The sequence below is a fragment of the Streptomyces sp. NPDC056128 genome, from assembly GCF_042263835.1.
Classification (GTDB): Bacteria; Actinomycetota; Actinomycetes; order Streptomycetales; family Streptomycetaceae; genus Streptomyces.
Genome location: NZ_JBHJVQ010000024.1, coordinates 51,641 through 71,467, shown reverse-complemented (window position 1 = coordinate 71,467; position 19,827 = coordinate 51,641). Strand labels below are relative to the sequence as shown.

The window sequence follows — 19,827 nt, the reverse complement described above, 5'->3', positions numbered from 1 at the left end:
CGGGCGGCGGACGACGCGTTCGACCGGTTCCTGGCCTCGGCGACGGCGCTCGGGAAGTTCGGCCGGGGGCACCACAACCTGAACTACATGGTGCGGCCGCTGACCGACGGGGACTCCAGGCTGGTCGCCGCCGAGCGCGGCGCGCGGGTCACCGTGCGCAAGCGCATCCCCTCGGCGCTGCCGGTGGTGATCCGCACCTGGCAGGACGAGGCCGACCTGCTCAACCGGATCTGGGGGGTGCTGCACAACGTCCCGCGCTGTCTGGCCAAGCACCGCGACGTCGTCGTCCTCAGCTATGTCGAGGGCGTGCCCCTGTCGAGCATCTGCCCCAACGACACGCCGGTCGACTACGACCTGATCGTCGCGCTGGCCGGGCTGCTGGCGGACATGACGCAGGTGCGCCGTCAGCACCTGCCGCCGCTGCCCGCGTACTGGCCGCGGTCGAGCCGGGACGGCGGGGCCTTCCTGAGGGCGCTGGCGTTCGCGGCGGACGAGCAGATCAGGCGGCGCAACCAGTCCGACTTCGGGGCCCTGTTCGCGATGCTGGGCATTCCGGAAGATGCCCTGGTCCGTTTCGCCGAGCGGGTGCCCACGCTGGTCAGCCGGCCGTTCAACCTGGTCCACACGGACCTGCACCGCGACAACGTGATCGTCTCCTACGCCGGGGACCCACCGCTGATCTGCGTCGACTGGGAGCTGGCCAGCTACGGCGACCCCCTGCACGACCTCGCCACCCACCTGGTGCGGATGCGCTACCCCGACCACCAGTGGCCGGAGGTCGTCGAGGCCTGGCGCAAGGTGATGGGGGAGCGGCGCGGCAAGGCGGTCAACGGCCTGGACCGGGACCTCAGGCACTACGTCGCCTTCGAGCGGGCCCAGTCGGTCTATCCGGACGTCATGCGGGCGGCGAAGTCGCTCGGGGACTCCTTCGACCAGCGGGACCTGGACGCGGCGACGCGGGCGGTGCGGAGGGCGCTGCTGGCGGCCGAAGAACCGTTGCGTCTCAAGAGCGTGCCGGACGAGCCGGCCATCGAGCGCATCCTCTTCCGGTGGCACGAGTCCCGAGGAGTGCGGTCCAGCCGGGAACGGAAGCTGTCCCAGATCGTGTGGCAGCGCGATTCGAGGCTCCCGGTCCGCAGCGACTTCCCCCTGTGGGCCGTCAACCGGGCCCTGCTGGAGGAGGGCGCCGCCTCCGCCGACCGGGTCTTCAAGGGCACGGCCCATCTGAACACGGCCGTGGACGTCGAGGGCATCGACTTCCCGGTCGTGGTGCGCCGCAAGGTGGGCGCCGCGGACTCCCGGGAGCGCAGATTCCTCAGCGAACACGCCGTCCTGAGGGAGATCGAGAGTTCCGGAGCCCGCGTCAAGGCTCCGCGCGTGCTGGCCCTGGGACGGAGCGGGCTGCGTGAACCGTTCACCATCCACTCCTATGAGGGACCGGCGAACGGCTTCGCCCCGCCCGAACATCCCGCGCACGGGCTGCGGCCGTACGAGGCGGACGATCTCGTGGACCAGCTGGGCGAGCTGACCCGGGTGGGATGCGGGCGGCTGGACCCGCTGAAGGGAGCCGCCTTCTACCCGTGGCTGCGCGGCGAACTGGTCCGCCTGGTGAGCGAGCTGCCCAAGGCCACGATGGAACTCGCCCGCGAACTGGGCCTGCCGGACAACGTCCGGCTCGCCGAGATCCTCGCCCGCCACACCCTGAGCCGACGGCGATCCGTGCTGCTGCACGGCGATCTCAACCCGTGGAACCTGGTGCGCCGCCCGGACGGTGGCGGACTGACGCTCATCGACTGGGAGATGGCGATGGTGGGCGATCCCCTCTACGACCTCGTCCGCCATATGCACCTCACACCCACCCGGCCGGAGATCCGCGACCGGATGTTCCGCCGCTGGGAGCGTCTGCTCCCGCCCGACTGCACCCACCACTGGCGGGACGACTGGCGGGTGTACCGGTGGATCGAGACCGTCCGGTCCGCCTACGTCGACCTCGATCGTCTGGTGACCGGCGTGAGTCTGGGCGCCCCGAACGTCAAACGTGCCGTCCAGACCTACGCCATGACCCTCGCCGAGGCCACCGCGGCCCTGGGCCTGCCGGACAAGTCCATGGCCAATCCCTACCTTGCCCGCGCACTGCCGCACGGCGGCCAACCGAGCGCGAGCGCGGCCAGGTTCCCGGCGGATGTCTGAGCCGCCACCGGCACTTCGAGGCGGCGCCTCCGGCGTAGGGTCGTCGCATGGTGGAGAGCGGGCTGCGGGAGCGGAAGAGGCAGCGGACGTTGCAGGTGTTGTCGGACGTCGCCGTCGGGCTCTTCCTGGAGAAGGGGTTCGACGCGGTGTCCGTCGCGGAGGTGGCCGCCGCGGCCGAGGTGTCCAAGCCGACGCTCTTCCGGTACTTCCCGGCGAAGGAGGACCTCGTCCTGCACCGCATCGCCGACCACGAGGACGAGGCGGCGCGGGTCGCGGGGCAGGGGCCGGATCCGCTCGACGCGCTGCGGCGGCACTTCCTGGCGGGTCTGGAGCAGGGCGATCCCGTGACCGGGCTCAACGACCATCCCGCCGTACTGGACTTCCACCGGCTGCTGTACGGCACGCCCGCCCTCGTCGCCCGGATGCACACGCAGCTCGAACGGTCCGAGGCCGCGCTCGCGCGGGTGCTCGGCGGTGATCTGGAGGCCCGGCTGGCCGCCGGTCAGATCATCGCCGTACAGCGGATCCTCGCGCTGGAGAACTGGCGGCGGATCGCGGCCGGGGAGCGGGTGGCGGACGTGCGGCCGGACGCGGTGGCGGCGGCGGAGCGGGCGTTCGGGGGGCTGGCGGCCGGGCTACCGAGGCTGACGGTTACTCGGTAAGAAATTTAACTCGGTCACGTTATCCGGTACGGTTGCTGGAATGACGTCGACCGAACCCGCCCTCCAGCACGCCCTCGCCCTCGAACGCGCCCACCACGAGCGCTGCCGGGAGGTCCTCGCCGCCATGATCGACGGGGCCCGGGAGCACGTCGTCACCGGCGAGGACGTCTCCGCCTCCGGTGCCGACGCCGAGGTGCTGGGGTACCGGTTGCGCAGCCGGGCCAAGGAACTGCGCGAGCTGCCCGAGGGGCCGCTGTTCTTCGGGCGACTGGACTTCGCCGAGGCGGAGGCGTCGGATACTGAGGCGCCGGTGTTGCATCTCGGGCGGCTGCGGATCAGTGAGCATCCCGCCTCCCCGCCCCTCGTCGTCGACTGGCGCGCCCCCGTCTCCCGCGCCTTCTACCAGGCCACCGCCGACGACGCCCGGGGCGTCGCCGTCCGCCGCCGTTTCGGCTGGGCGCCCGGCAGCCGCGGGGACTCGGCCGACCTCACCGGGCTGGAGGACGAGCACCTCGGCCGGGGCGAGTCCCGGGCCAGCGCTCTCGTCGCCCGGGAGATCGAGCGGCCCCGCGTCGGGCCCATGCGGGACATCGCCGCCACCATCCAGCCCGAGCAGGACGACCTCGTCCGGGCCGGCCTCACCACCACCGTCTGCGTCCAGGGCGCCCCGGGCACCGGCAAGACCGCCGTCGGCCTGCACCGGGCCGCGTACCTGCTCTACACCCACCCGCAGCGCATCCGGCGCGGCGGCATGCTGATCCTCGGCCCCAACCCCACCTTCCTCTCCTACATCGCCGAGGTGCTCCCCGCCCTCGGCGAGACCGGCGTACGGCAGTCCACCCTCCCGGCGGAGATCGCCCGGCACCCGGTCACCGGCACCGACGGCGAGCGGACCGCTGCCGTCAAGCACGACGCCCGGACGGCGGAGGTGCTGCGCCGCGCCCTGTACGCGCGCGTGGCGCCCGAGGCGGCCGGCGACCTCGTCGTGCCGGACGGGTCCTACCGCTGGCGCGTCCCGGCCGAAGCGCTGGCCCGGATCGTCGCGGACGTGCGCGAGGAGGAGCCGCCGTACACCGTGGGGCGCGAGCGGGTCCGCGCCCGGATCGTGCGGTACGTCCAGGACCAGGCCGAACGGCGTGCCGGACCCCGCCCGCACGCCTGGGTGCGCCGCGTCGAACGGGCCCGGCCGGTCGGCGCCCACCTCGACGCGGCGTGGCCCCGGGTGCGTCCGGAGGAGGTCGTCGCGCGGCTGCTCGGTGACCCCGGGGCGTTGGCGCGGGCCGCCGAAGGGCTGCTGGACGAAGACGAGCAGCGGGCGCTGCTGTGGGCCACGGGGGCGCCGCGGTCGTGGAGGTCGGCGCGCTGGTCCGCCGCCGACCTGGTCCTCCTCGACGAGGTGGCCGGGCTCCTCGAACATCCCGAGGGCTACGGCCACATCGTCGTCGACGAGGCGCAGGACCTCTCCCCGATGGAGTGCCGGGCGATCGCGCGCCGCTGCGCCTTCGGCTCGCTCACCGTCCTCGGCGACCTCGCCCAGGGGACCACGCCGTGGGCCGCGCGGTCCTGGGCCGCGACCCTCGCCCACCTGGGCCGGCCGGACGCCGCCGTGGTGCCGCTGACCACGGGGTTCCGGGTGCCCCGGGAGGTCGTGGGCCTCGCCAACCGGCTGCTGGCCCGGCTGGACGTGGACGTGCCGCCGGCCCGTTCGCTGCGCGGCGACGGCGAGCTGACCCTGCGCGAGGTGGCGCCCGGCGCGGTGCCGGGGGCGGTGGTGGACGCCGTACGGCACGCGCTCACCCGGGAGGGCTCGGTGGGTGTCGTCGCCGCCGACGCGGACGTGCCCCGCCTGCGGGCGGCCCTCGACGCGGCCGGGATCGGGATGGCCGGTCCGGAGGTGCCCGGCGCCCGGGCGGCCCTGCTGCCCGCGAGCGTCGTCAAGGGCCTGGAGTACGACCACGTCGTCGCCGTCGAACCGGCGGCGATCGCGGCGGCGGAGGGCCCCTCGGGGCGGGGCCTGCACCGCCTCTACGTGGTACTCACCCGCGCGGTGTCCCGGCTGGACGTGGTGCACGGGCGGCCCCTGCCGTTCTGACGCCCGGCAGGGAAGTCGGCGCCGGCCTTCGGCTGCCGGTTGTGTGTGGCTGGTCGCGCAGTTCCCCGCGCCCCTTGAAAGCATGCACTCGCCGTGCCGACCCAGGGGCGCGGCGCCCGCACTCGTGCGACGGCCGAGCCGGAGCTAAATCGCTCGGCAGCGCTACCCAGGGCAAACTAACGTGTCGCCCTATGGCAACCGCTTCCGATCTTCCCCCGCGTCTCGGCAGCCTGACCTTCCACGGGCCGCTCTCCGAAGCCCGCGCCGGGCGCATCGTCGCGCGTCTCGCCGCCGTCTCGCCCGCCACCGTCCTTGATATCGGCTGCGGCTGGGGCGAACTGCTGCTCCGCGTTCTGGAGTCCGTCCCGGGATCGATGGGCGTGGGTCTGGACATCAACGCCGAGGATCTGGCCAGGGGCCGGGACCTCGCGAAGGAGCGGGGACTGGCCGGGCGGGTCGAATTCACCCAGGAGTCGGCCCTCCGCACGGCACGCGGGCCCGTGGACGTGGTGCTCTGCCTGGGGTCTGGTCAGGCGCTGTGCGACCCCGAGCAGCCGTACGATCCCAGCGTCGTACTGCACGAGCTGCGCCGCTTGGTGCGCCCGGGCGGACGTGTCGTCCTCGGCGAGGGCTTCTGGGATCGCGCCCCGACGGACGAGGAACTCGCGGCCATGTGGCCCGGGGCGCACGCGGGCGACCACCTGCGGCTCGGACCGCTCGTCGACCTGGCCGTCGAGGCGGGCTTCCGGCCGGCCTGGATCGAGTCCGCGAGTCCTGAGGAGTGGGAGGAGTTCGAGTCCGGCTACCGCCACGACACAGAACTCTGGCTCGCCATGAACCCGGACCACCCACTCGCCGCCGAGACCCGCGAACGGGTCGACCGCCAGCGATCGTCCTGGACCGACGGCTACCGCGGCATCCTGGGCATCACGTACTTGACCCTCGTCCCGGTCACCAGGACCTGACCGCGGGAGGTCCGTTCGCAGCCCCTGTCACGAAGCCCGCTCCACCGCTTCCTCCGGCAGTCCCTCCAGCACCGCGTCAGGGCTTGCCTCCCGATGAGGAAAGCGGTCAGTAGGTGGAACCTTGATCTGCCTCATCGGTCTCCTTCGCAGGTCTGGTGCGGGTCCGGCTGTGCACCGTGTGGATGCCGACGGTCGTTCCGGAGTCTTCTGAGGGCTTCGAGTTCGGTTCGGGGGAAGTGCTCGCCCCACTTGCCTCGGTAGCCGCTCTCGCCATGGGTCTGGCCGACCTCGTCGAAGCAGCGGATCACGGCGCGGGCGAGTTGGTCGACGCCCGACTGACCCGACCAGATCTCGGTTCCTTGGGTGTCGTGATCGCTGCCGTCGGGGAGCTCCAGCACGCGGATCCGGATGTCTTCGCCCTCGCGATCGAAGATCCAGCGGTAGGCGGTTGGTTCAGCCTCGAACTGGACTCGGGTCTCCGTCTCTCCCGCGACGAGCCGGGCCACCGCGGTCAGGAACTCCTCGGGCGCGTGGGTTATGTAGGACGCGGTGAGCTCGGCCTTCGCGTGGTGATCCTCAAGGATGCAATCGGCCCATCCGTGTGCCCACAGCATCCAGGTGATGCGTATGCCGGATGTCACTGGTGCTCCTCGGTGAGGAAACACCGGACGTCGGCGGCCAGGGCGGTCATCCCCTCGCCGGCCTCCAGCCACGTGATCACCGAGGCGCTCCAGCCGCCGGCGGCCCGCGGCCAGGGCCGCAGCGTCCAGGTCAGCCCGACGTGGCCGCCGGACCGGAAGACTGCCGACACCGTCAGGTCTCTGTCGTTGGTCTGCCAGTTCCGTTCGCCGTCCCATCCCCGGTAGTCCGCGGCCAGTTCTTCCAGGAACGCGGTGAGATCGCTGTCCCAGATCCAGGCGACGACCTCGTCGACACGGGCGGTCAGTCCCGGGGCCCGCAGCTCGACGGCATAGTGCACGGAGTCCGCGTCGTAGCTGAACCGGTCGCAGAAGGCCACGCCGACGAGACTGTTGTCCTGGCAGCGGATGGTCACGCCGGCCTTGTCGTCGGTGGCGGCGTCCAGGGAGGTCATGGACGGAACGCTAGCCAGCATCGCGTTCGACGTCATCGGGATTGGCCCGTTTCGGGGCCCCAGGGCCGGACGCTGCGGGGCGCCGAGTGTCGGCGCGCCCCTCCGTACAGCTGCGGGCGACGGTATCGGCGAAGACCCGGGCGAGCGGGGTGAGGGAGTCCCAGCGGCGGACGGCCCAGCCGACCGGGAGCGGGGGCAGATCGGGGATGGGGACGAGGCGGAGGGGGCCGTCACCGGGTACCTCCCAGCCGGGCAGGACGGGCACGACGGCGTGACCGAGGCCGAGCTCCGCCAACAGGAGGGCGGTGTCCCAGTCGGCGACGCTGGTGTCGGAGCTGCTTCGGACACCGAGTTCGGCGAACGCGGCGTCGAGGCGGGCGCCCGAGGTGGAGTTCTGGGGGAGTCGGATGAGGCTGATGTCGGTTAGTTCGGCTGTGCCGACACGGGACCGGCCCGCGAGCGGATCGTCGGCGCGGACGGCCAGGACCCATGGCAGGGCGACGACGGGGCGCTGCTCGATGCCGCGCACTGGGCCGCCGATCGTGACCCAGGCGAGATCCAGGTTGCCGGCGGTGAGGGCGTCGAAGCAGTCGCGGCTGGAGGTCTCTGTCCGGAACTCCAGACTGACCTTCGGGTAGCGCTGCCGGAACGCGACGACGGCATCGGACATGAAGTGCCGCACGGTCGTTCCGCCCGTGGTGACGCGCACGGAGCCGCTGTCGCCGTTGACCAGGTCCCCGAGACGCCGCAGGGCCAGATCCAGACCGGCGATGCTGTCCGAGGCGGCGTCGCACAGGACGCGTCCCGCGTGTGTGGGTACGACGCCTCGTGGCCGGCGCTCCAGGAGGCTCACACCGGCCTCTCGCTCCAACCGCTTCACATGCTGGCTCACCGCTGACTGCGTGCGGTCCAGCTCCCGGGCGACGGCGCTGAGGCTTCCCGCCCTGCACACGGCCACGAAGACGCGCAGGTCCTCCAGAGTCATGACCCAAGCTATAGCTTGGGTGAAGCTAGAAATACATAGGATTGACTGGGGTTACGGGGCCCAGGATGATCGGTGCAGGGCCCAGGCGGCAACCCGTCCGGCGCTTTCGCAGGGTCCGGACCACAGGCGAAGGCGCGGACGGGTGCCGACCTCCAGCGACGGAAGGACGGCGCCCCGTGCCCGCTTCTCCTACCGCTGCCGACCGGGCCATGGCGCTGCTGCGCGAACTCGGCGCCGCGGACATCCCCCATCCGGGCGGCACCCTCGTCGCCCATCTCCAGCGCGTCCAGGGACAACTCGCCGTATCTCGACCTCGCCCGCATCGATTCCGCCTTCCGCGAGAAGTGGGGAGCCGAACTCCTCGCCCTGTTCACCCGATTCCAACCGCTGCTGAGCCAACCGGCCTGGCAGGACTGCCACATGGTGCTGGCCGTGACTCCGCAGGACTCGCAGGACTCCGTGGAGTCCTTGGCGCACGGGCGCCCCCTGCCGTTCTGAACCCCCGGCGCGGGAGTCAGCGCCGGGTGATCACGTCCGCGACCCGGGTGTACCCGTCCGTGCCGTGCCCGAGCGCGATGACCCGCCGGGCCTGCCCCTCGATCACGCGCATCACGCTCGCGTCGATGCCGTGCGCCTCGGAGGCGTGGACGACGTGCGCCATGGTCGACGCGGCCGAGGTGATCGGGTTCAGCTCGCCCGAGTACGTACCGGCGTCGGTGTCGGCGGCGAACTCGGTGAACAGCGGCGGCAGGATCGCGGCGATGCCCTGCGCGAACGGGGCGAGTTCGGCGCCGGTGACACCCTCCGCCCGGGCCACCGCGAGCGCGTGCGCGTAGCCCGCCACCGCCGTCCAGAAGATGTCGAGCAGCGCGACGTCGTAGGCCGCGGCCCGCCCGGCGTCCTCGCCCAGGTGAGTGTGGCTGCCGCCGAGCGCCGCCAGCACGGGCTGGTGCTCCCGGTACAGCTCCTCGGCACCGCTGTACAGGAACACCGCGTCGTCCGTGCCGATGGTCGGGGTCGGAGTCATGATCGCGCCGTCCAGGTAGCGGACGCCGTGCCGCCTGGCCCACTCGGCCGTGTCCCGGGCGCGCTCGGGGGTGTCGGCGCTCAGGTTCACCACCGTACGGCCCTTGAGCGCGGCGGCGACGGGCTCCTGGCGCAGTACGGCGTCCGAGGCGTCGTAGTTCACCACGCAGACGACGGTCAGCGGCGAGGCGGCGACCGCCTCCTCGGCCGACGCCGCCACGGCCGCGCCCCGGGCGGCGAGGTCGCCGTCCCGGCCCGGCGTGCGGTTCCAGACGGTGGTGCGCAGCCCGGCGTCCAGGAACGCGGCGGCCAGCGCCCGGCCCATGGGTCCGAGCCCGAGGACGGTGACGGCGGCGGCAGACTGGTCGGTGTGCGTGGCCATGTGCTGAACTCCCGTAATGTAATGAGAAATTGGTGTACGTGAGGGTCGTGTCGCGCTTGCCGCCGCGGCGGTTGACGGCCGAAGGCTGACGGAAGGGGTACGGCATGGCGCACCGACGCCAGGACGCGAACGCCTGCGGAGTGGCCGCCGCGATCGCCGTGATCGAGGGCAGGTGGAAGACCACGCTGCTGTGGCTGCTGGAGTCCGGCCCGCGCCGCCCGGCCGAACTGCGGCGGCTGGTGCCCGGCCTCAGTGAGAAGGTGCTGACCCAGGCGCTGCGCGAGATGGAGGCGGACGGGCTCGTGGACCGGCGGGTGTACGACGTGCTTCCGCTGAAGACCGAGTACTCCCTCACCGAGTTCGGCCGTGATCTCGCCGAGGCTCTCTCTCCTCTCTCCGACTGGGGCTACCGGCGCATGGCCAGGCAGGCCGGGCCGGACGCCGCCGCCCGCGCGACCTCCTGAATCCACCCGCCCCATCAGCTTCGGCGCGGCGGGCGCCGCTGCCAAGTACGCACTAAAAAGTGGGTGCGTGGGCCGAATGGCGCACTATTGCAAGCAGCTTGCTTGCAATAGTTAGCAGGGTCGTGCATGGTGGAGGCATGGCCTCGCTCAACGTCGGCAATCTCGGTGAGTACCTGCGCGAGCAGCGGCGCAACGCGCAGCTGTCGTTGCGGCAGCTCGCCGATGCCGCGGGCGTGTCCAACCCGTACCTGAGTCAGATCGAGCGCGGGCTGCGCAAGCCGAGCGCGGAGGTGCTCCAGCAGGTCGCCAAGGCGCTGCGGATCTCCGCCGAGACGCTGTACGTCCGCGCGGGGATCCTCGACGCCGAGCGGGACCGGGACGACGTGGAGACGCGCGCGGTCATCCTCGCCGACCCCTCGTTGAACGAGGGACAGAAGCAGGTCCTGCTCCAGGTCTACGAGTCGTTCCGCAGGGAGAACGGGTTCGGGACCGATGCGGACGGCGAGGGCTCCGTCATACCGGGCCCGGCCGCGAAAGCACCACAAAACCCTCAGTAATACGTCATTCCGGAGGACCAGCACCATGGCCATCACCGACGACCTGCGCAAGACCCTCAGCGACCCCACCCCGCTCTACTTCGCCGCGGGCACCGCCGACCTGGCCTTCCAGCAGGCCAAGAAGGTGCCCGTGCTGGTGGAGCAGCTGCGCACCGAGGCGCCTGCGCGTATCGACGCCGTGCGCAACACCGACCCGAAGGCCGTCCAGGAGAAGGCGACGGCCCGCGTCAAGGAGACCCAGGGCACCCTCCAGGCCAAGGCCAACGAGCTGTTCGGCTCCCTCGACGCCGACTTCAAGAAGCTCGGCGAGAGCGCCCAGGACCTCGCGCTGCGCTCGGTCGGCGTGGCCGCCGAGTACGCCGTCAAGGCCCGCGAGACCTACGAGAAGGTCGCCGAGCGCGGCGAGCACGCGGTGCGCACCTGGCGCGGCCAGGCCGCCGAGGGCATCGAGGACATCGCCGAGGACGTGGAGGAGCTGGCCGTCGCCGTCGAGCCGGCGAAGCCCAAGCCCGCCCCTTCCGAGCCCGTCCGGCTCACGGACGACAAGGCCGCCGCCGCGAAGAAGACCCCGGCTCCGCGCAAGGCCCCGGCCAAGAAGAGCCCCGCCGCCAAGAAGACCACCCCGCCCGCCAAGTAGGCAGGGGAGCGGTCACTGGGAGCGGGCCGGGCACCCTTGGGGTGTCCGGCCCGTTCTACGGGTACGGTGACCGCGTAATGACGACCCGAGTCTGGTGGTGGACGTTGTGCTGATGCAGGGTTTCGCAGGCTTCATGTGGCTGCTGAGCATCGCCCTGATTCTTTTCAGCGGCTTCGCTTTGATCGACGCCGCCACGCGCCGCGAGGACGCCTACCGCGCGGCCGACAAGAAGACCAAGCCCTTCTGGCTGATCATCCTCGGGCTCGCCTTCGTGGTGAACCTGATCTTCAACATCCTGTCGTTCCTGCCGATCATCGGCCTCATCGCGACCATCGTGTACATGGTCGACGTACGGCCCGCGCTGCGCGGACTGCCGGGCGGCGGCCGCAGCAGCCGCCGCGGCTCCAGCAGCGACGGCCCCTACGGCCCGTACAACGGCGGCCGCTGACGGGGCACTGACAGGAACCCCCGCGCGGAGCGCGGTCACCGGGACCGGGCGGCTCAGGCCGTCCGGTCCAGCAGGACCACCGCCACGTCGTCCGCCAGCTCGCCGCCGTTCAGCTCGCGGACCTCGTTGACGGTCGCCCGCAGCAACTGCTCGCCCTGCAGGCCCTCGGCGAACTGGCGGCGGACCAGCTCCACCATGCCGTCCTGGCCCAGCCGCTCCCGGCCCTCGCCGATGTGGCCCTCGATCAGGCCGTCGGTGTAGAGCATCAGGCTCCACTCGGCACCCAGCTCCACCTGCATGCGCGGCCAGCGGGCGCCCGGCAGCAGGCCCAGCGCCGGGCCGTTGTTGTCGTACGGCAGCAGCCGCGCGGGCCTGCCCGGGGCGGCGACCAGCGGGGACGGGTGCCCGGCCAGGCACAGGCCGGCCCGGCGGCCGTCCGGGGAGATGTCCACCGCGCACAGCGTCGCGAAGATCTCGTCGTCGGCGCGCTCGTGCTCCAGCACCTGCTGAAGGGTGCCGAGCAGCTCGTCGCCGCAGAGCCCCGCCAGCGTCAGCGCACGCCACGCGATCCGCAGCTCCACGCCGAGCGCCGCCTCGTCCGGGCCGTGCCCGCAGACGTCGCCGATCATGGCGTGCACGGTGCCGTCCGGGGTGCGCACGACGTCGTAGAAGTCGCCGCCGAGCAGCGCCCGGGAACGGCCCGGGCGGTAGCGGGCGGCGAAACGCAGCGAGGAGCCCGCGAGCAGCGGGGTCGGCAGCAGGCCGCGCTCCAGACGGCGGTTCTCCTGCGCCCGCAGCCGGCCCTCGGCCAGGCGCCGCTCCGCGGAGTCGGACCGCTTGCGCTCCACGGCGTACCGGATCGCCCGGCTCAGCAGACGGCCGTCCAGCTCGTCGCGGAACAGGTAGTCCTGGGCGCCGACCGCCACGGCCTCCGCGCCGCGCTCGGCGTCGCTGGAGGAGGTGAGCGCGAGCACGGCGTGCCGGGGCGCCAGCTCCAGTACGTGCCTGAGCACCGCCAGCTCGTCGTGGCCCTCCCCGCTCCCGTCGCCGTCGGCGTCCGCGTGGGCGCGGGCCGGGGCGGGAGCCGACAGGGCGAGGTCCAGCAGGATGCAGTGGACGTCGTCGGTCAGCAGCCGCTCGGCCTCGGTGAGGTTGCGGGCGGTGCGGACGCGGATCGGCTTGCCGGTCTGGTCGATCAGGTCGGGCACGAGCGGCGAGCCGGCCGGATCGTCCTCGATCAGCAGCAGCGTCAGGTTCGTGGGGATGGTGCTCCCACGGCGGCTTGTGGGGCTCTCGCTCTTCTCCGTCGTGTTCTCTCGCTGACTGGTGGGGTTGTCGGCCGGGTTCGTCCCGGGCGGGGCCTGTTCCTTGGAAGGGCCGCTGTCCGGGGACGCGGCGGGCGCCTGACCACACTCCACGGCCGGGATCGCCCTCTGCCGCGGTACGGGTACGGGCATTGTCTTGGTTTCCTTCCCTCCCCCCGAGGGCATGGCGGGGCGAGGGACCTCGACCCACCGACGGGGACCATAACGGGTGACGGCGCCGCTGCGGAATGGTCCAGCACACGCCGGTCCGCCATCGGCCACTGTCATATGCCGCGTTATCGGCCGCAGTTGGACAGGTCGCCCCGGGGCCGGGGATGACGAACGTCACGCGGGGGGTGCGCCGGGCGTGCGGTGGGTCACGTGGCCCGCTTCACGTCCCCGGCGCGGGGCGCGTGGCCCGCGTCACTGATCCGGTGCTGCCGGGTCCGGCCGGACCACCCCGAGGATCGGCATCGTGCCCGCTCCGGCGATCGTGATCGACCGCCCCGGGCGCGGGGCGTGCACGACGGAGCCGTCGCCGACGTACATGCCGACGTGGCTGGCGTCGTCGAAGTAGATGATCAGGTCGCCGGGGCGCATGTCCTCGACGTCGACGCGCGTCAGCTGCTTCCACTGCTCCTGCGAGGTGCGCGGGATCGTCTTCCCGGCCGCGATCCAGGCCTGGGAGGTCAGGCCGGAGCAGTCGTAGGACGTGGGGCCCTCGGCGCCCCACTGGTACGGCTTGCCGATCTGGGCGGTGGCGTACTCGACCGCCTTCCGGCCCCGCTCGGTCGCCTCGCGGTCGAGGTCCTTGAGGATGCCGGAGTCGAGCCACGCGGTCTGGGCCTTGGCCTGGGCCTCCCGCTCCAGCTTGGCGAGGCGCTCCTTCTCCTCCTTGGCCAGCTCGGACTCCAGCTTCTCGGCCGCCGCGATCTGCTTCTCGATCTTCTTCTGAGCGGTGGCCTTGGCCTTGCGGTTCGCCTCCAGCTTCTTGAAGCGGGCGGAGGCGTCCGCCGCGTAGGTCTTCAGGTCCTCCTGCGCGCGGGACAACTCGCCGAGCAGGCCCTTGGTCGCCCGCTGGCCCTGGAGCACCCGGCCGGTGCCGTCCAGGAAGTCGCTCGGGTCGTCGCTGAGCATCAGCTTGGCCTCGTCGGGCAGGCCGCCGGTGCGGTACTGGGCGCGGGCCGCGGCGCCGGCGCGGTCCTTGAGCCGGTCCAGCTTCTCCTGGCCCTTGACGATCTTCTTGGCCAGCTCGACGATCTCGGCGTTCTGCTTCTCGGCCTTCTCCTCGGCGGCGTTGTACTCGTCCGTGGCCAGGGCCGCCGCGCGGTAGAGCGAGTCGAGCTTCTTGCGTACGGCCTCCAGGTCCTTGGCGCGCCCGGGGTCCGGGGCGGGGGAGGCGCTGGGCGTGCCCCGTGACGGTGTGGGGCCGGGGTCCGCGAACGCGGTGCCCGGTGCCGCGAGCACGGTGACCGCGCAGACCACGGTCACGGCAGCGGTCATCAAGCCATGCTTCCCCGTACGCATACCTCGCCCCCAAACTGGTTAACCGTCAGTAACATAGCGCTCGGGGGATCGTGCCATGCCGGCGCGGAAAGCGACAGAGGCCGCGCTTCCCTCCTGCTTCCCCTCTTCTGCCGCGCCGTACGACGATTCCCCTCGGTGTGTGACGAACGCCGCACGGAGATCGTTCCCGCCCGGCGGATTCAGCCGCGCGGCGCCAACGCCTCCCACCGCACCGTCACTTCGCCCTGGCGCCAGCGCGCCGGTCCGTCCGTCACCGGCCAGTCGGCCGTCAGGTCCCGCACCGCGCGCATCCAGCGCTGGCGGGCGCCGTAGGACGCGTAGGGCGCGGCGGCGGCCCAGGCGCGGTCGAAGTCGCGCAGGAACGCGTACACGGGCTCGCCGGGGACGTTGCGGTGGATGAGCGCCTTCGGCAGCCGCTCGGCCAGGTCGGAGGGGCGGTCCAGGGAGCCGAGGCGGGTCGCGAGGGTGACCGTGCGCGGACCCTCAGGACCCAGCGCCACCCACACGTGCCGGCGCCCGATCTCGTCGCAGGTGCCCTCGACCAGAAGTCCTCCGCGCGAGTGCTCGGACGCCGGCGCGAGCCGCGCGCACAGCCGCCGCCAGACGGCGGCGACCTCCTCCTCGTCGTACTGGCGCAGCACGTTCGCCGCGCGGATCAGCGACGGGGCCGGGGAGACGGGCACCTCGAAGCCGCCGTGCCGGAAGACGAGCCCCGCGCGTGCGTACGGTTCGGCCGCCGCCACCCGGGCCGGGTCGATCTCGACGCCCACCACGCGCGCGTGCGGGGCGACGGTGCGCAGGCGCTGCAGCAGCTCGACGGCCGTCCAGGGGGCGGCGCCGTAGCCGAGGTCGACGGCGACGGGGTCGGCGGCGCGGCGCAGTTCGGCGCCGTGCGTGGCCGTGATCCAACGGTCCATGCGGCGCAGACGGTTCGGGTTCGTGGTCCCGCGCGTGACCGTGCCCAGGGGGCGGGGGGCGCGGGGAGGTGGCATGCGTACGAGGGTATGCGGCCGGGTGGGGGTGCGGTTCCGGGCGGGCGGGGGCTTGACTGGCTAACGACGTTAGCTCTACTGTGTGACAGGTGGCTAACGGCGTTAGCCCACTCGCTCCATGCTCGCTCCCCGGGAGGCATTCATGAGCACGGTCGCACCAGCGGTCACCCCCCGCACGGTCACCGCCCGCACAGTCGTCAGCCGCACCGCCTGGCTGCTGAGCGCCCTGTTCTGGTCGGCGTTCGCCGTCCTGGAGGCCGTCAACCACGGCTGGGTCGCGGGCCTGCTCGCCTTCGCCTTCTTCCTGGCGCCCGACCTGACGTTCCTCGTCGGCCTGTCCGACGCGCCCCGCATGGAGAAGGGGCGGCTGACGCCCCGCGCGGTGCCGTACTACAACGCCGCCCACCGCGCCCTGATCCCGCTCGCCCTCGTGGTGCTCTACACCGTGACGCCGGTGACCTGGGCACCCGCGTTCGCGGCGCTGTGCGGGTGGCTCGCGCACATCTCGTACGATCGCGCCTTCGGTTACGGACTGCGCACCAAGGAGGGCTACCAGCGTGGCTGACCGCCTGTCCCCCCGGGCCCGGGAGATCGCCGCGGCCGCCCGCACGCTCCTGGAGGAGTCCGGGCCCGCCGCGCTCACCCTGCGGGCCGTCGCCGACCGCCTCGGCATCAAGGCCCCCTCCCTGTACAAGCATTTCCCCGACAAGGAGGCGGTCGAGACCGAGCTGATCGTCCAGGCGCTCGCCGAGGCGGGCGAGGCGATGGAGGCCGCGGAGGCGAAGGAACCCGGCTCGCTGGCGGCGCTGGCGGAGGCGTACCGGGCCTACGCGCTGGCCCACCCCCACCTGTACTGCCTGATGACCGAACGGCCGCTGCCCCGCGCGTCCCTCCCGGCCGGCCTGGAGGACCGGGCCGCGGCGCCGCTGATGCGGGTCTGCGGTGGGGACCAGGACCTGGCCCGCTCATTCTGGGCGTTCGCCCACGGGATGGTGGTACTCGAGATCCACGGCAGGTTTCCCGCCGACGCGGACCTGGGGGCGGCCTGGGCGCGAGGGGTCGGGGCGCTGTGCCCGTAGGACGCGGGCGGCCCCAGGGGGCACGCACGGGGCGCTCGAACGGTTGAGCGACAGCCGGTAATGATTCGGCAAAGGTCGGGAAACCGGAAATGGAGCACCGCCGTCCGGTGTTCCACCCCTTGGAGGGCGGCGCGTGTCCTCCGACCGGCATGCCCGCAGCGAGGAGGAGTGGCTCGTGAGCCAGTACGTCAGCAGGCTCGGGCGTCGCTCACCGGCGGCCTCCCCGCGGCTCCGGCTGCTGCGCAGGCCCCGTCGCGTCGCCATGCTCTCCGTGCACACCTCACCGCTCCACCAGCCCGGCACCGGCGACGCCGGCGGCATGAACGTGTACATCGTGGAGCTGGCGCAGCGCCTCGCCGCGATCAACATCGAGGTCGAGATCTTCACGCGCGCGACGGCCGGGGGACTCCCGCCGTCCGTCCAGCTCGCCCCCGGCGTCCTCGTCCGGCACGTTGACGCGGGCCCCTACGAGGGACTGGCCAAGGAGGAACTGCCCGCCCAGCTCTGCGCCTTCACCCACGGCGTCATGCAGGCGTGGGCCGGACACCGCCCCGGCCACTACGACCTGGTCCACTCCCACTACTGGCTCTCCGGCCACGTCGGCTGGCTCGCCGCCCAGCGCTGGGGCGCCCCCCTCGTGCACGCCATGCACACCATGGCCAAGGTCAAGAACGCCAACCTGGCCGACGGCGACACCCCCGAACCCGCCGCCCGCGTCATCGGCGAGACCCAGATCGTCTCCGCCTCCGACCGCCTCATCGCCAACACCGCGGAGGAGGCCGACGAACTCGTCCGCCACTACGCCGCCGACCCCGCCAAGGTCGCCGTCGTCCACCCCGGCGTGAACCTCGACCGCTTCCGCCCCTTCCCCAAGGGCACCGCCCCCGGCCCGGACCGCGGCGGCAACGCCCGCGCCGCCGCCCGCGCCCGCCTCGGCCTGCCCCAGGACGCGCTGATCCCCCTCTTCGCGGGCCGCATACAGCCCCTCAAGGCACCGGACGTACTCCTGCGCGCCGTCGCCGTACTCCTCGACGAGCGCCCGGAGCTGCGCTCCCGCATCGTCGTCCCCGTCGTCGGCGGCCCCAGCGGCAGCGGCCTCGCCAAGCCGGAGGGCCTGCAGAAGCTCGCCGCGCGGCTCGGCATCGCCGACGTCGTACGGTTCCGCCCGCCCGTCGGGCAGGAGCAGCTCGCCGACTGGTTCCGGGCAGCGTCCGTGCTGGTCATGCCGTCCTACAGCGAGTCCTTCGGCCTGGTCGCCATAGAGGCCCAGGCGGCCGGCACGCCGGTGCTCGCCGCGGCGGTCGGCGGCCTCCCGGTCGCCGTGCGGGACGGGCTCACCGGCCGTCTCGTCCAGGGCCACGACCCCGCCGCGTACGCGCGCGTGCTGGGCGACTTCGCCGACAACCCGGAGCTGACGCCGAGGATGGGCGACGCCGCCGCCCGGCACGCCCAGTCCTTCGGCTGGGGCAGTGCCGCCGCCGCCACGGCCGACGTCTACACGGCCGCGATCCAGGCCCACCGCCGTCGCGTACGCTCGCACCATGGCTGACGCGCGCGGGACGACGGCAGAGGTGATCGAGGGGGCGCTCAAGGACGCCGACGTCGAATGGGAGAGCCCGGAACCCGGCAACTACGTCGTCAAACTCCCCGGCACCCGCAAGCTGTCGACGACCGTCTCCCTCCTCCTGGGCCGGCACTCGCTCTCCCTCAACGCCTTCGTCATCCGCCACCCCGACGAGAACGAACCGGCCGTCCACCGCTGGCTGCTGGAGCGCAACCTCAAGCTCTACGGCGTCGGTTACGCCGTCGACCGCCTCGGCGACGTCTACGTCACCGCGAAACTCCCCCTGGCCACCGTCACCCCCGACGAGATCGACCGGCTCCTCGGACAGGTCCTGGAGGCCGCCGACGGCGCCTTCAACACCCTGCTGGAGCTGGGCTTCGCGTCCGCCATCCGCAAGGAGTACGAGTGGCGCACCGCGCGCGGGGAGTCGACGCGGAACCTGGAGGCGTTCCAGCACCTGATCGAGCGCGGCGGCGACTGACGCCGGTGGCCGGCGCCGCCGTCAGTGGCTGCTGCTGCTGCTGCTTCTGCCGCCGCCGCTGCTGCGGTAGCGCCCCGGGGTGACGCCCACCAGACGCTTGAAGTGCCGGGTCAGATGGGCCTGGTCGTAGAAACCGGTGACGCCGGCCACGTCCGCCGGGGCGTGTCCCGCCAGCAGCAGCCGCCGGGCCCGGTCCACCCGGCGGGACATCAGGTACTGGTGCGGTGCGATGCCGTAGGCGCCGCTGAACGCCCGTACCAGGTGGGCCGGATGGGCCGGCACCAGCGCGGCCGCCTCCGCCAGGCCGATGCCCTCGACGACCCGTTCGTCCAGCAGCTCCCGCAGCCGCCGGGCGAGGTCGGGGTCCCGGCGCTCCGCGCCCGCCTCGTGCCGGGGCACCAGGTGGGACCGCAGCCGCTCGCCGACGAACGTCAGCCGGCTCTCCGCCTCCAGCTCGTCGCCGGGCAGGGCGAGCGCGGTGTGCAGCTGCCCGACCCGCCGGCGCAGCAGCGGATCACGCAGGTCCGGGGCGTCGACGGCCGGCCCGATCAGCTCGTCGCCCAGCCGGGAGGCGTCCAGGTACAGGACCCGCTTGCGGAAGCCGTCCGGCGTCGCGGGGGAGCCGTTGTGCGGCACGTGCGGCGGCAGCAGCGACACCGTGTCGTGCGGGGTGCCGTGCTCGTGGCGGTCCAGGTCGTACCGTACGGCGCCGTCGTCGACGATCAGCAGCGTCCACGCGTCGTGGACGTGCATCGGGTAGGCGTACTCGGTGTAGTGGGCGTGGAAGACCTCGACGACGCCCGGGACGCGGGGTCGCCAGGCGGACACGCTCCGCTGGTCGTTCCGCTGGCCGGCCATGCAAAAAACGTACAAGACCTGGCGGGGTGCGGGTCGGCAGTCTCACCGTATGAGCACGCACGAAGCAGCCCCCGAGGCTCCTGAGGCTGAGACCCCCATCCGCTTCGACACCAAGATCGCCGTCCTGCTCCGCGAGGACCTGGAGACGTGGCAGCGCCTGAACGTCACGGCCTTCCTGGTCAGCGGCCTGGGCAAGGAGTTCCCCGAGGTGATCGGGGAGCCGTACGAGGACGCGGACGCCGTCGGCTACCTGCCGATGTTCCGCCAGCCGGTGCTGGTCTTCGAGGGCACGAAGGAGACGCTGACGAACGCCCACGCGCGCGTGCTGTCGCGCGCCCTGCCCCGCGCGCTCTTCACGTCCGACCTCTTCGCCACGGGCAACGACCGCGACAACCGCGCGGCGGTACGGGCCGTGCCCACGGCGGAGCTGGACCTGGTGGGACTCGCGGTGTACGGGCCGAAGAACGCGGTGGACAAGGTGCTGAAGGGGGCGCGGATGCATCCGTGAGGGCGGGGCGGAC

22 protein-coding genes are annotated in these 19,827 nt (G+C 72.6%); 14 read left to right on the top strand and 8 right to left on the bottom strand.

The window, feature by feature from the left end; translation table 11 throughout:
* Nucleotides 1–87: 87 nt before the first annotated feature.
* The 4 genes from ACFC1X_RS30740 to ACFC1X_RS30725 all read left to right on the top strand — a co-directional run bounded on the left by ACFC1X_RS30740 (nt 88) and on the right by ACFC1X_RS30725 (nt 5,909).
* Complete coding sequence (locus tag ACFC1X_RS30740; RefSeq protein WP_376359885.1) at nt 88–2,190, top strand: phosphotransferase family protein; 2,103 nt, start codon at nt 88–90, stop codon at nt 2,188–2,190.
* A gap of 47 nt (nt 2,191–2,237) precedes the next feature.
* The gene (locus ACFC1X_RS30735; RefSeq protein WP_376359757.1) at nt 2,238–2,852 is read left to right on the top strand and encodes a TetR family transcriptional regulator; all 615 of its coding nucleotides are present in this window, start codon (nt 2,238–2,240) and stop codon (nt 2,850–2,852) included.
* A 40-nt stretch (nt 2,853–2,892) separates the two neighbouring features.
* Nucleotides 2,893–4,944: a HelD family protein gene (locus ACFC1X_RS30730; protein ID WP_376359754.1), complete on the top strand. Its 2,052-nt coding sequence runs from the start codon at nt 2,893–2,895 to the stop codon at nt 4,942–4,944.
* Nucleotides 4,945–5,135: 191 nt separating this feature from the next.
* On the top strand, nt 5,136–5,909 hold the full coding sequence (locus ACFC1X_RS30725) for a class I SAM-dependent methyltransferase (RefSeq protein WP_376359751.1): 774 nt from the start codon (nt 5,136–5,138) through the stop codon (nt 5,907–5,909).
* Nucleotides 5,910–6,040: 131 nt separating this feature from the next.
* On the opposite strand, the gene ACFC1X_RS30720 is transcribed toward ACFC1X_RS30725, so the two are convergent.
* Genes ACFC1X_RS30720 through ACFC1X_RS30710 form a run of 3 tightly spaced genes read right to left on the bottom strand, consistent with a single transcriptional unit; the run spans nt 6,041 to nt 7,987 of the window.
* Nucleotides 6,041–6,550, bottom strand: coding sequence for a hypothetical protein (locus ACFC1X_RS30720; RefSeq protein WP_376359748.1), 510 nt, complete (start codon nt 6,548–6,550; stop codon nt 6,041–6,043).
* Nucleotides 6,547–7,002: a DUF6228 family protein gene (locus ACFC1X_RS30715; RefSeq protein WP_376359745.1), complete on the bottom strand. Its 456-nt coding sequence runs from the start codon at nt 7,000–7,002 to the stop codon at nt 6,547–6,549. The genes ACFC1X_RS30720 and ACFC1X_RS30715 overlap by 4 nt, the downstream gene beginning before the upstream one ends.
* Nucleotides 7,003–7,012: 10 nt before the next feature.
* Complete coding sequence (locus tag ACFC1X_RS30710) at nt 7,013–7,987, bottom strand: LysR family transcriptional regulator (protein ID WP_376359742.1); 975 nt, start codon at nt 7,985–7,987, stop codon at nt 7,013–7,015.
* A 72-nt stretch (nt 7,988–8,059) separates the two neighbouring features.
* Here ACFC1X_RS30710 and ACFC1X_RS30705 point away from each other — a divergent pair, with 72 nt between their 5' ends.
* Nucleotides 8,060–8,485, top strand: coding sequence for a hypothetical protein (locus ACFC1X_RS30705; protein WP_376359739.1), 426 nt, complete (start codon nt 8,060–8,062; stop codon nt 8,483–8,485).
* A gap of 16 nt (nt 8,486–8,501) precedes the next feature.
* Here ACFC1X_RS30705 and ACFC1X_RS30700 read toward each other — a convergent pair whose 3' ends face one another.
* Nucleotides 8,502–9,395 (bottom strand): NAD(P)-dependent oxidoreductase, encoded by an 894-nt coding sequence (locus ACFC1X_RS30700; RefSeq protein ID WP_376359736.1) that lies wholly within the window; start codon nt 9,393–9,395, stop codon nt 8,502–8,504.
* A 104-nt stretch (nt 9,396–9,499) separates the two neighbouring features.
* Here ACFC1X_RS30700 and ACFC1X_RS30695 point away from each other — a divergent pair, with 104 nt between their 5' ends.
* The 4 genes from ACFC1X_RS30695 (at nt 9,500) to ACFC1X_RS30680 (ending at nt 11,501) form a co-directional block, all read left to right on the top strand.
* Entirely contained in the window at nt 9,500–9,859 is a 360-nt protein-coding gene (locus ACFC1X_RS30695) for a winged helix-turn-helix transcriptional regulator (protein WP_376359733.1), read from the top strand.
* A 137-nt stretch (nt 9,860–9,996) separates the two neighbouring features.
* The gene (locus ACFC1X_RS30690) at nt 9,997–10,416 is read left to right on the top strand and encodes a helix-turn-helix domain-containing protein (RefSeq protein WP_376359731.1); all 420 of its coding nucleotides are present in this window, start codon (nt 9,997–9,999) and stop codon (nt 10,414–10,416) included.
* Between the two features lie 25 nt (nt 10,417–10,441).
* Nucleotides 10,442–11,053, top strand: a complete 612-nt coding sequence (locus ACFC1X_RS30685; protein ID WP_376359729.1) for a hypothetical protein — start codon at nt 10,442–10,444, stop codon at nt 11,051–11,053.
* A 112-nt stretch (nt 11,054–11,165) separates the two neighbouring features.
* The gene (locus ACFC1X_RS30680) at nt 11,166–11,501 is read left to right on the top strand and encodes a DUF2516 family protein (RefSeq protein ID WP_161329821.1); all 336 of its coding nucleotides are present in this window, start codon (nt 11,166–11,168) and stop codon (nt 11,499–11,501) included.
* Nucleotides 11,502–11,554: 53 nt separating this feature from the next.
* On the opposite strand, the gene ACFC1X_RS30675 is transcribed toward ACFC1X_RS30680, so the two are convergent.
* From ACFC1X_RS30675 to ACFC1X_RS30665, 3 genes are all read right to left on the bottom strand, one after another.
* Nucleotides 11,555–12,958 (bottom strand): PP2C family protein-serine/threonine phosphatase, encoded by a 1,404-nt coding sequence (locus tag ACFC1X_RS30675; protein WP_376359726.1) that lies wholly within the window; start codon nt 12,956–12,958, stop codon nt 11,555–11,557.
* A 270-nt stretch (nt 12,959–13,228) separates the two neighbouring features.
* Complete coding sequence (locus tag ACFC1X_RS30670) at nt 13,229–14,332, bottom strand: NlpC/P60 family protein (protein WP_376359723.1); 1,104 nt, start codon at nt 14,330–14,332, stop codon at nt 13,229–13,231.
* A 179-nt stretch (nt 14,333–14,511) separates the two neighbouring features.
* Nucleotides 14,512–15,324 carry a class I SAM-dependent methyltransferase gene (locus ACFC1X_RS30665; protein WP_376359720.1) on the bottom strand — a complete coding sequence of 271 codons (813 nt, stop codon included), beginning with the start codon at nt 15,322–15,324 and terminating at the stop codon, nt 14,512–14,514.
* A 142-nt stretch (nt 15,325–15,466) separates the two neighbouring features.
* Between ACFC1X_RS30665 and ACFC1X_RS30660 the strand changes: the two genes are divergently transcribed.
* The 4 genes from ACFC1X_RS30660 (at nt 15,467) to ACFC1X_RS30645 (ending at nt 18,448) form a co-directional block, all read left to right on the top strand.
* Nucleotides 15,467–15,889, top strand: coding sequence for a DUF4260 family protein (locus tag ACFC1X_RS30660; RefSeq protein ID WP_376359717.1), 423 nt, complete (start codon nt 15,467–15,469; stop codon nt 15,887–15,889).
* Nucleotides 15,882–16,403: a TetR/AcrR family transcriptional regulator gene (locus tag ACFC1X_RS30655; protein WP_376359714.1), complete on the top strand. Its 522-nt coding sequence runs from the start codon at nt 15,882–15,884 to the stop codon at nt 16,401–16,403. Before ACFC1X_RS30660 ends, ACFC1X_RS30655 begins: the two co-directional genes overlap by 8 nt.
* A gap of 175 nt (nt 16,404–16,578) precedes the next feature.
* Nucleotides 16,579–17,952, top strand: coding sequence for a D-inositol-3-phosphate glycosyltransferase (gene mshA, locus ACFC1X_RS30650; protein WP_376359711.1), 1,374 nt, complete (start codon nt 16,579–16,581; stop codon nt 17,950–17,952).
* Complete coding sequence (locus ACFC1X_RS30645) at nt 17,945–18,448, top strand: YbjN domain-containing protein (RefSeq protein WP_376359708.1); 504 nt, start codon at nt 17,945–17,947, stop codon at nt 18,446–18,448. The genes mshA and ACFC1X_RS30645 overlap by 8 nt, the downstream gene beginning before the upstream one ends.
* Nucleotides 18,449–18,469: 21 nt before the next feature.
* Here the strand turns inward: ACFC1X_RS30645 and ACFC1X_RS30640 are convergent, their stop codons facing one another.
* A complete protein-coding gene (locus ACFC1X_RS30640) occupies nt 18,470–19,306 on the bottom strand; it encodes an AraC family transcriptional regulator (protein WP_376359705.1) in 837 nt (278 codons plus the stop codon).
* A gap of 49 nt (nt 19,307–19,355) precedes the next feature.
* On the opposite strand from ACFC1X_RS30640, the gene ACFC1X_RS30635 reads away from it, so the two are divergent.
* Nucleotides 19,356–19,814 (top strand): DUF2000 family protein, encoded by a 459-nt coding sequence (locus tag ACFC1X_RS30635; RefSeq protein ID WP_376359702.1) that lies wholly within the window; start codon nt 19,356–19,358, stop codon nt 19,812–19,814.
* Nucleotides 19,815–19,827: the final 13 nt, after the last annotated feature.

What these genes read in the sequence shown, in the direction of transcription:
- ACFC1X_RS30685 (WP_376359729.1), top strand. Translation starts at nt 10,442, where the DNA reads ATGGCCATCACCGACGACCTGCGCAAGACCCTCAGCGACCCCACCCCG.
- ACFC1X_RS30700 (WP_376359736.1), bottom strand. Translation starts at nt 9,395, where the DNA reads ATGGCCACGCACACCGACCAGTCTGCCGCCGCCGTCACCGTCCTCGGG.
- ACFC1X_RS30740 (WP_376359885.1), top strand. Translation starts at nt 88, where the DNA reads ATGGTGCGGCCGCTGACCGACGGGGACTCCAGGCTGGTCGCCGCCGAG.
- ACFC1X_RS30730 (WP_376359754.1), top strand. Translation starts at nt 2,893, where the DNA reads ATGACGTCGACCGAACCCGCCCTCCAGCACGCCCTCGCCCTCGAACGC.
- ACFC1X_RS30675 (WP_376359726.1), bottom strand. Translation starts at nt 12,958, where the DNA reads ATGCCCGTACCCGTACCGCGGCAGAGGGCGATCCCGGCCGTGGAGTGT.
- ACFC1X_RS30735 (WP_376359757.1), top strand. Translation starts at nt 2,238, where the DNA reads ATGGTGGAGAGCGGGCTGCGGGAGCGGAAGAGGCAGCGGACGTTGCAG.
- ACFC1X_RS30690 (WP_376359731.1), top strand. Translation starts at nt 9,997, where the DNA reads ATGGCCTCGCTCAACGTCGGCAATCTCGGTGAGTACCTGCGCGAGCAG.
- ACFC1X_RS30725 (WP_376359751.1), top strand. Translation starts at nt 5,136, where the DNA reads ATGGCAACCGCTTCCGATCTTCCCCCGCGTCTCGGCAGCCTGACCTTC.
- ACFC1X_RS30660 (WP_376359717.1), top strand. Translation starts at nt 15,467, where the DNA reads ATGAGCACGGTCGCACCAGCGGTCACCCCCCGCACGGTCACCGCCCGC.
- ACFC1X_RS30665 (WP_376359720.1), bottom strand. Translation starts at nt 15,324, where the DNA reads ATGCCACCTCCCCGCGCCCCCCGCCCCCTGGGCACGGTCACGCGCGGG.
- ACFC1X_RS30640 (WP_376359705.1), bottom strand. Translation starts at nt 19,306, where the DNA reads ATGGCCGGCCAGCGGAACGACCAGCGGAGCGTGTCCGCCTGGCGACCC.
- ACFC1X_RS30715 (WP_376359745.1), bottom strand. Translation starts at nt 7,002, where the DNA reads ATGACCTCCCTGGACGCCGCCACCGACGACAAGGCCGGCGTGACCATC.
- ACFC1X_RS30670 (WP_376359723.1), bottom strand. Translation starts at nt 14,332, where the DNA reads ATGCGTACGGGGAAGCATGGCTTGATGACCGCTGCCGTGACCGTGGTC.
- ACFC1X_RS30695 (WP_376359733.1), top strand. Translation starts at nt 9,500, where the DNA reads ATGGCGCACCGACGCCAGGACGCGAACGCCTGCGGAGTGGCCGCCGCG.
- ACFC1X_RS30635 (WP_376359702.1), top strand. Translation starts at nt 19,356, where the DNA reads ATGAGCACGCACGAAGCAGCCCCCGAGGCTCCTGAGGCTGAGACCCCC.
- ACFC1X_RS30710 (WP_376359742.1), bottom strand. Translation starts at nt 7,987, where the DNA reads ATGACTCTGGAGGACCTGCGCGTCTTCGTGGCCGTGTGCAGGGCGGGA.
- ACFC1X_RS30680 (WP_161329821.1), top strand. Translation starts at nt 11,166, where the DNA reads ATGCAGGGTTTCGCAGGCTTCATGTGGCTGCTGAGCATCGCCCTGATT.
- ACFC1X_RS30645 (WP_376359708.1), top strand. Translation starts at nt 17,945, where the DNA reads ATGGCTGACGCGCGCGGGACGACGGCAGAGGTGATCGAGGGGGCGCTC.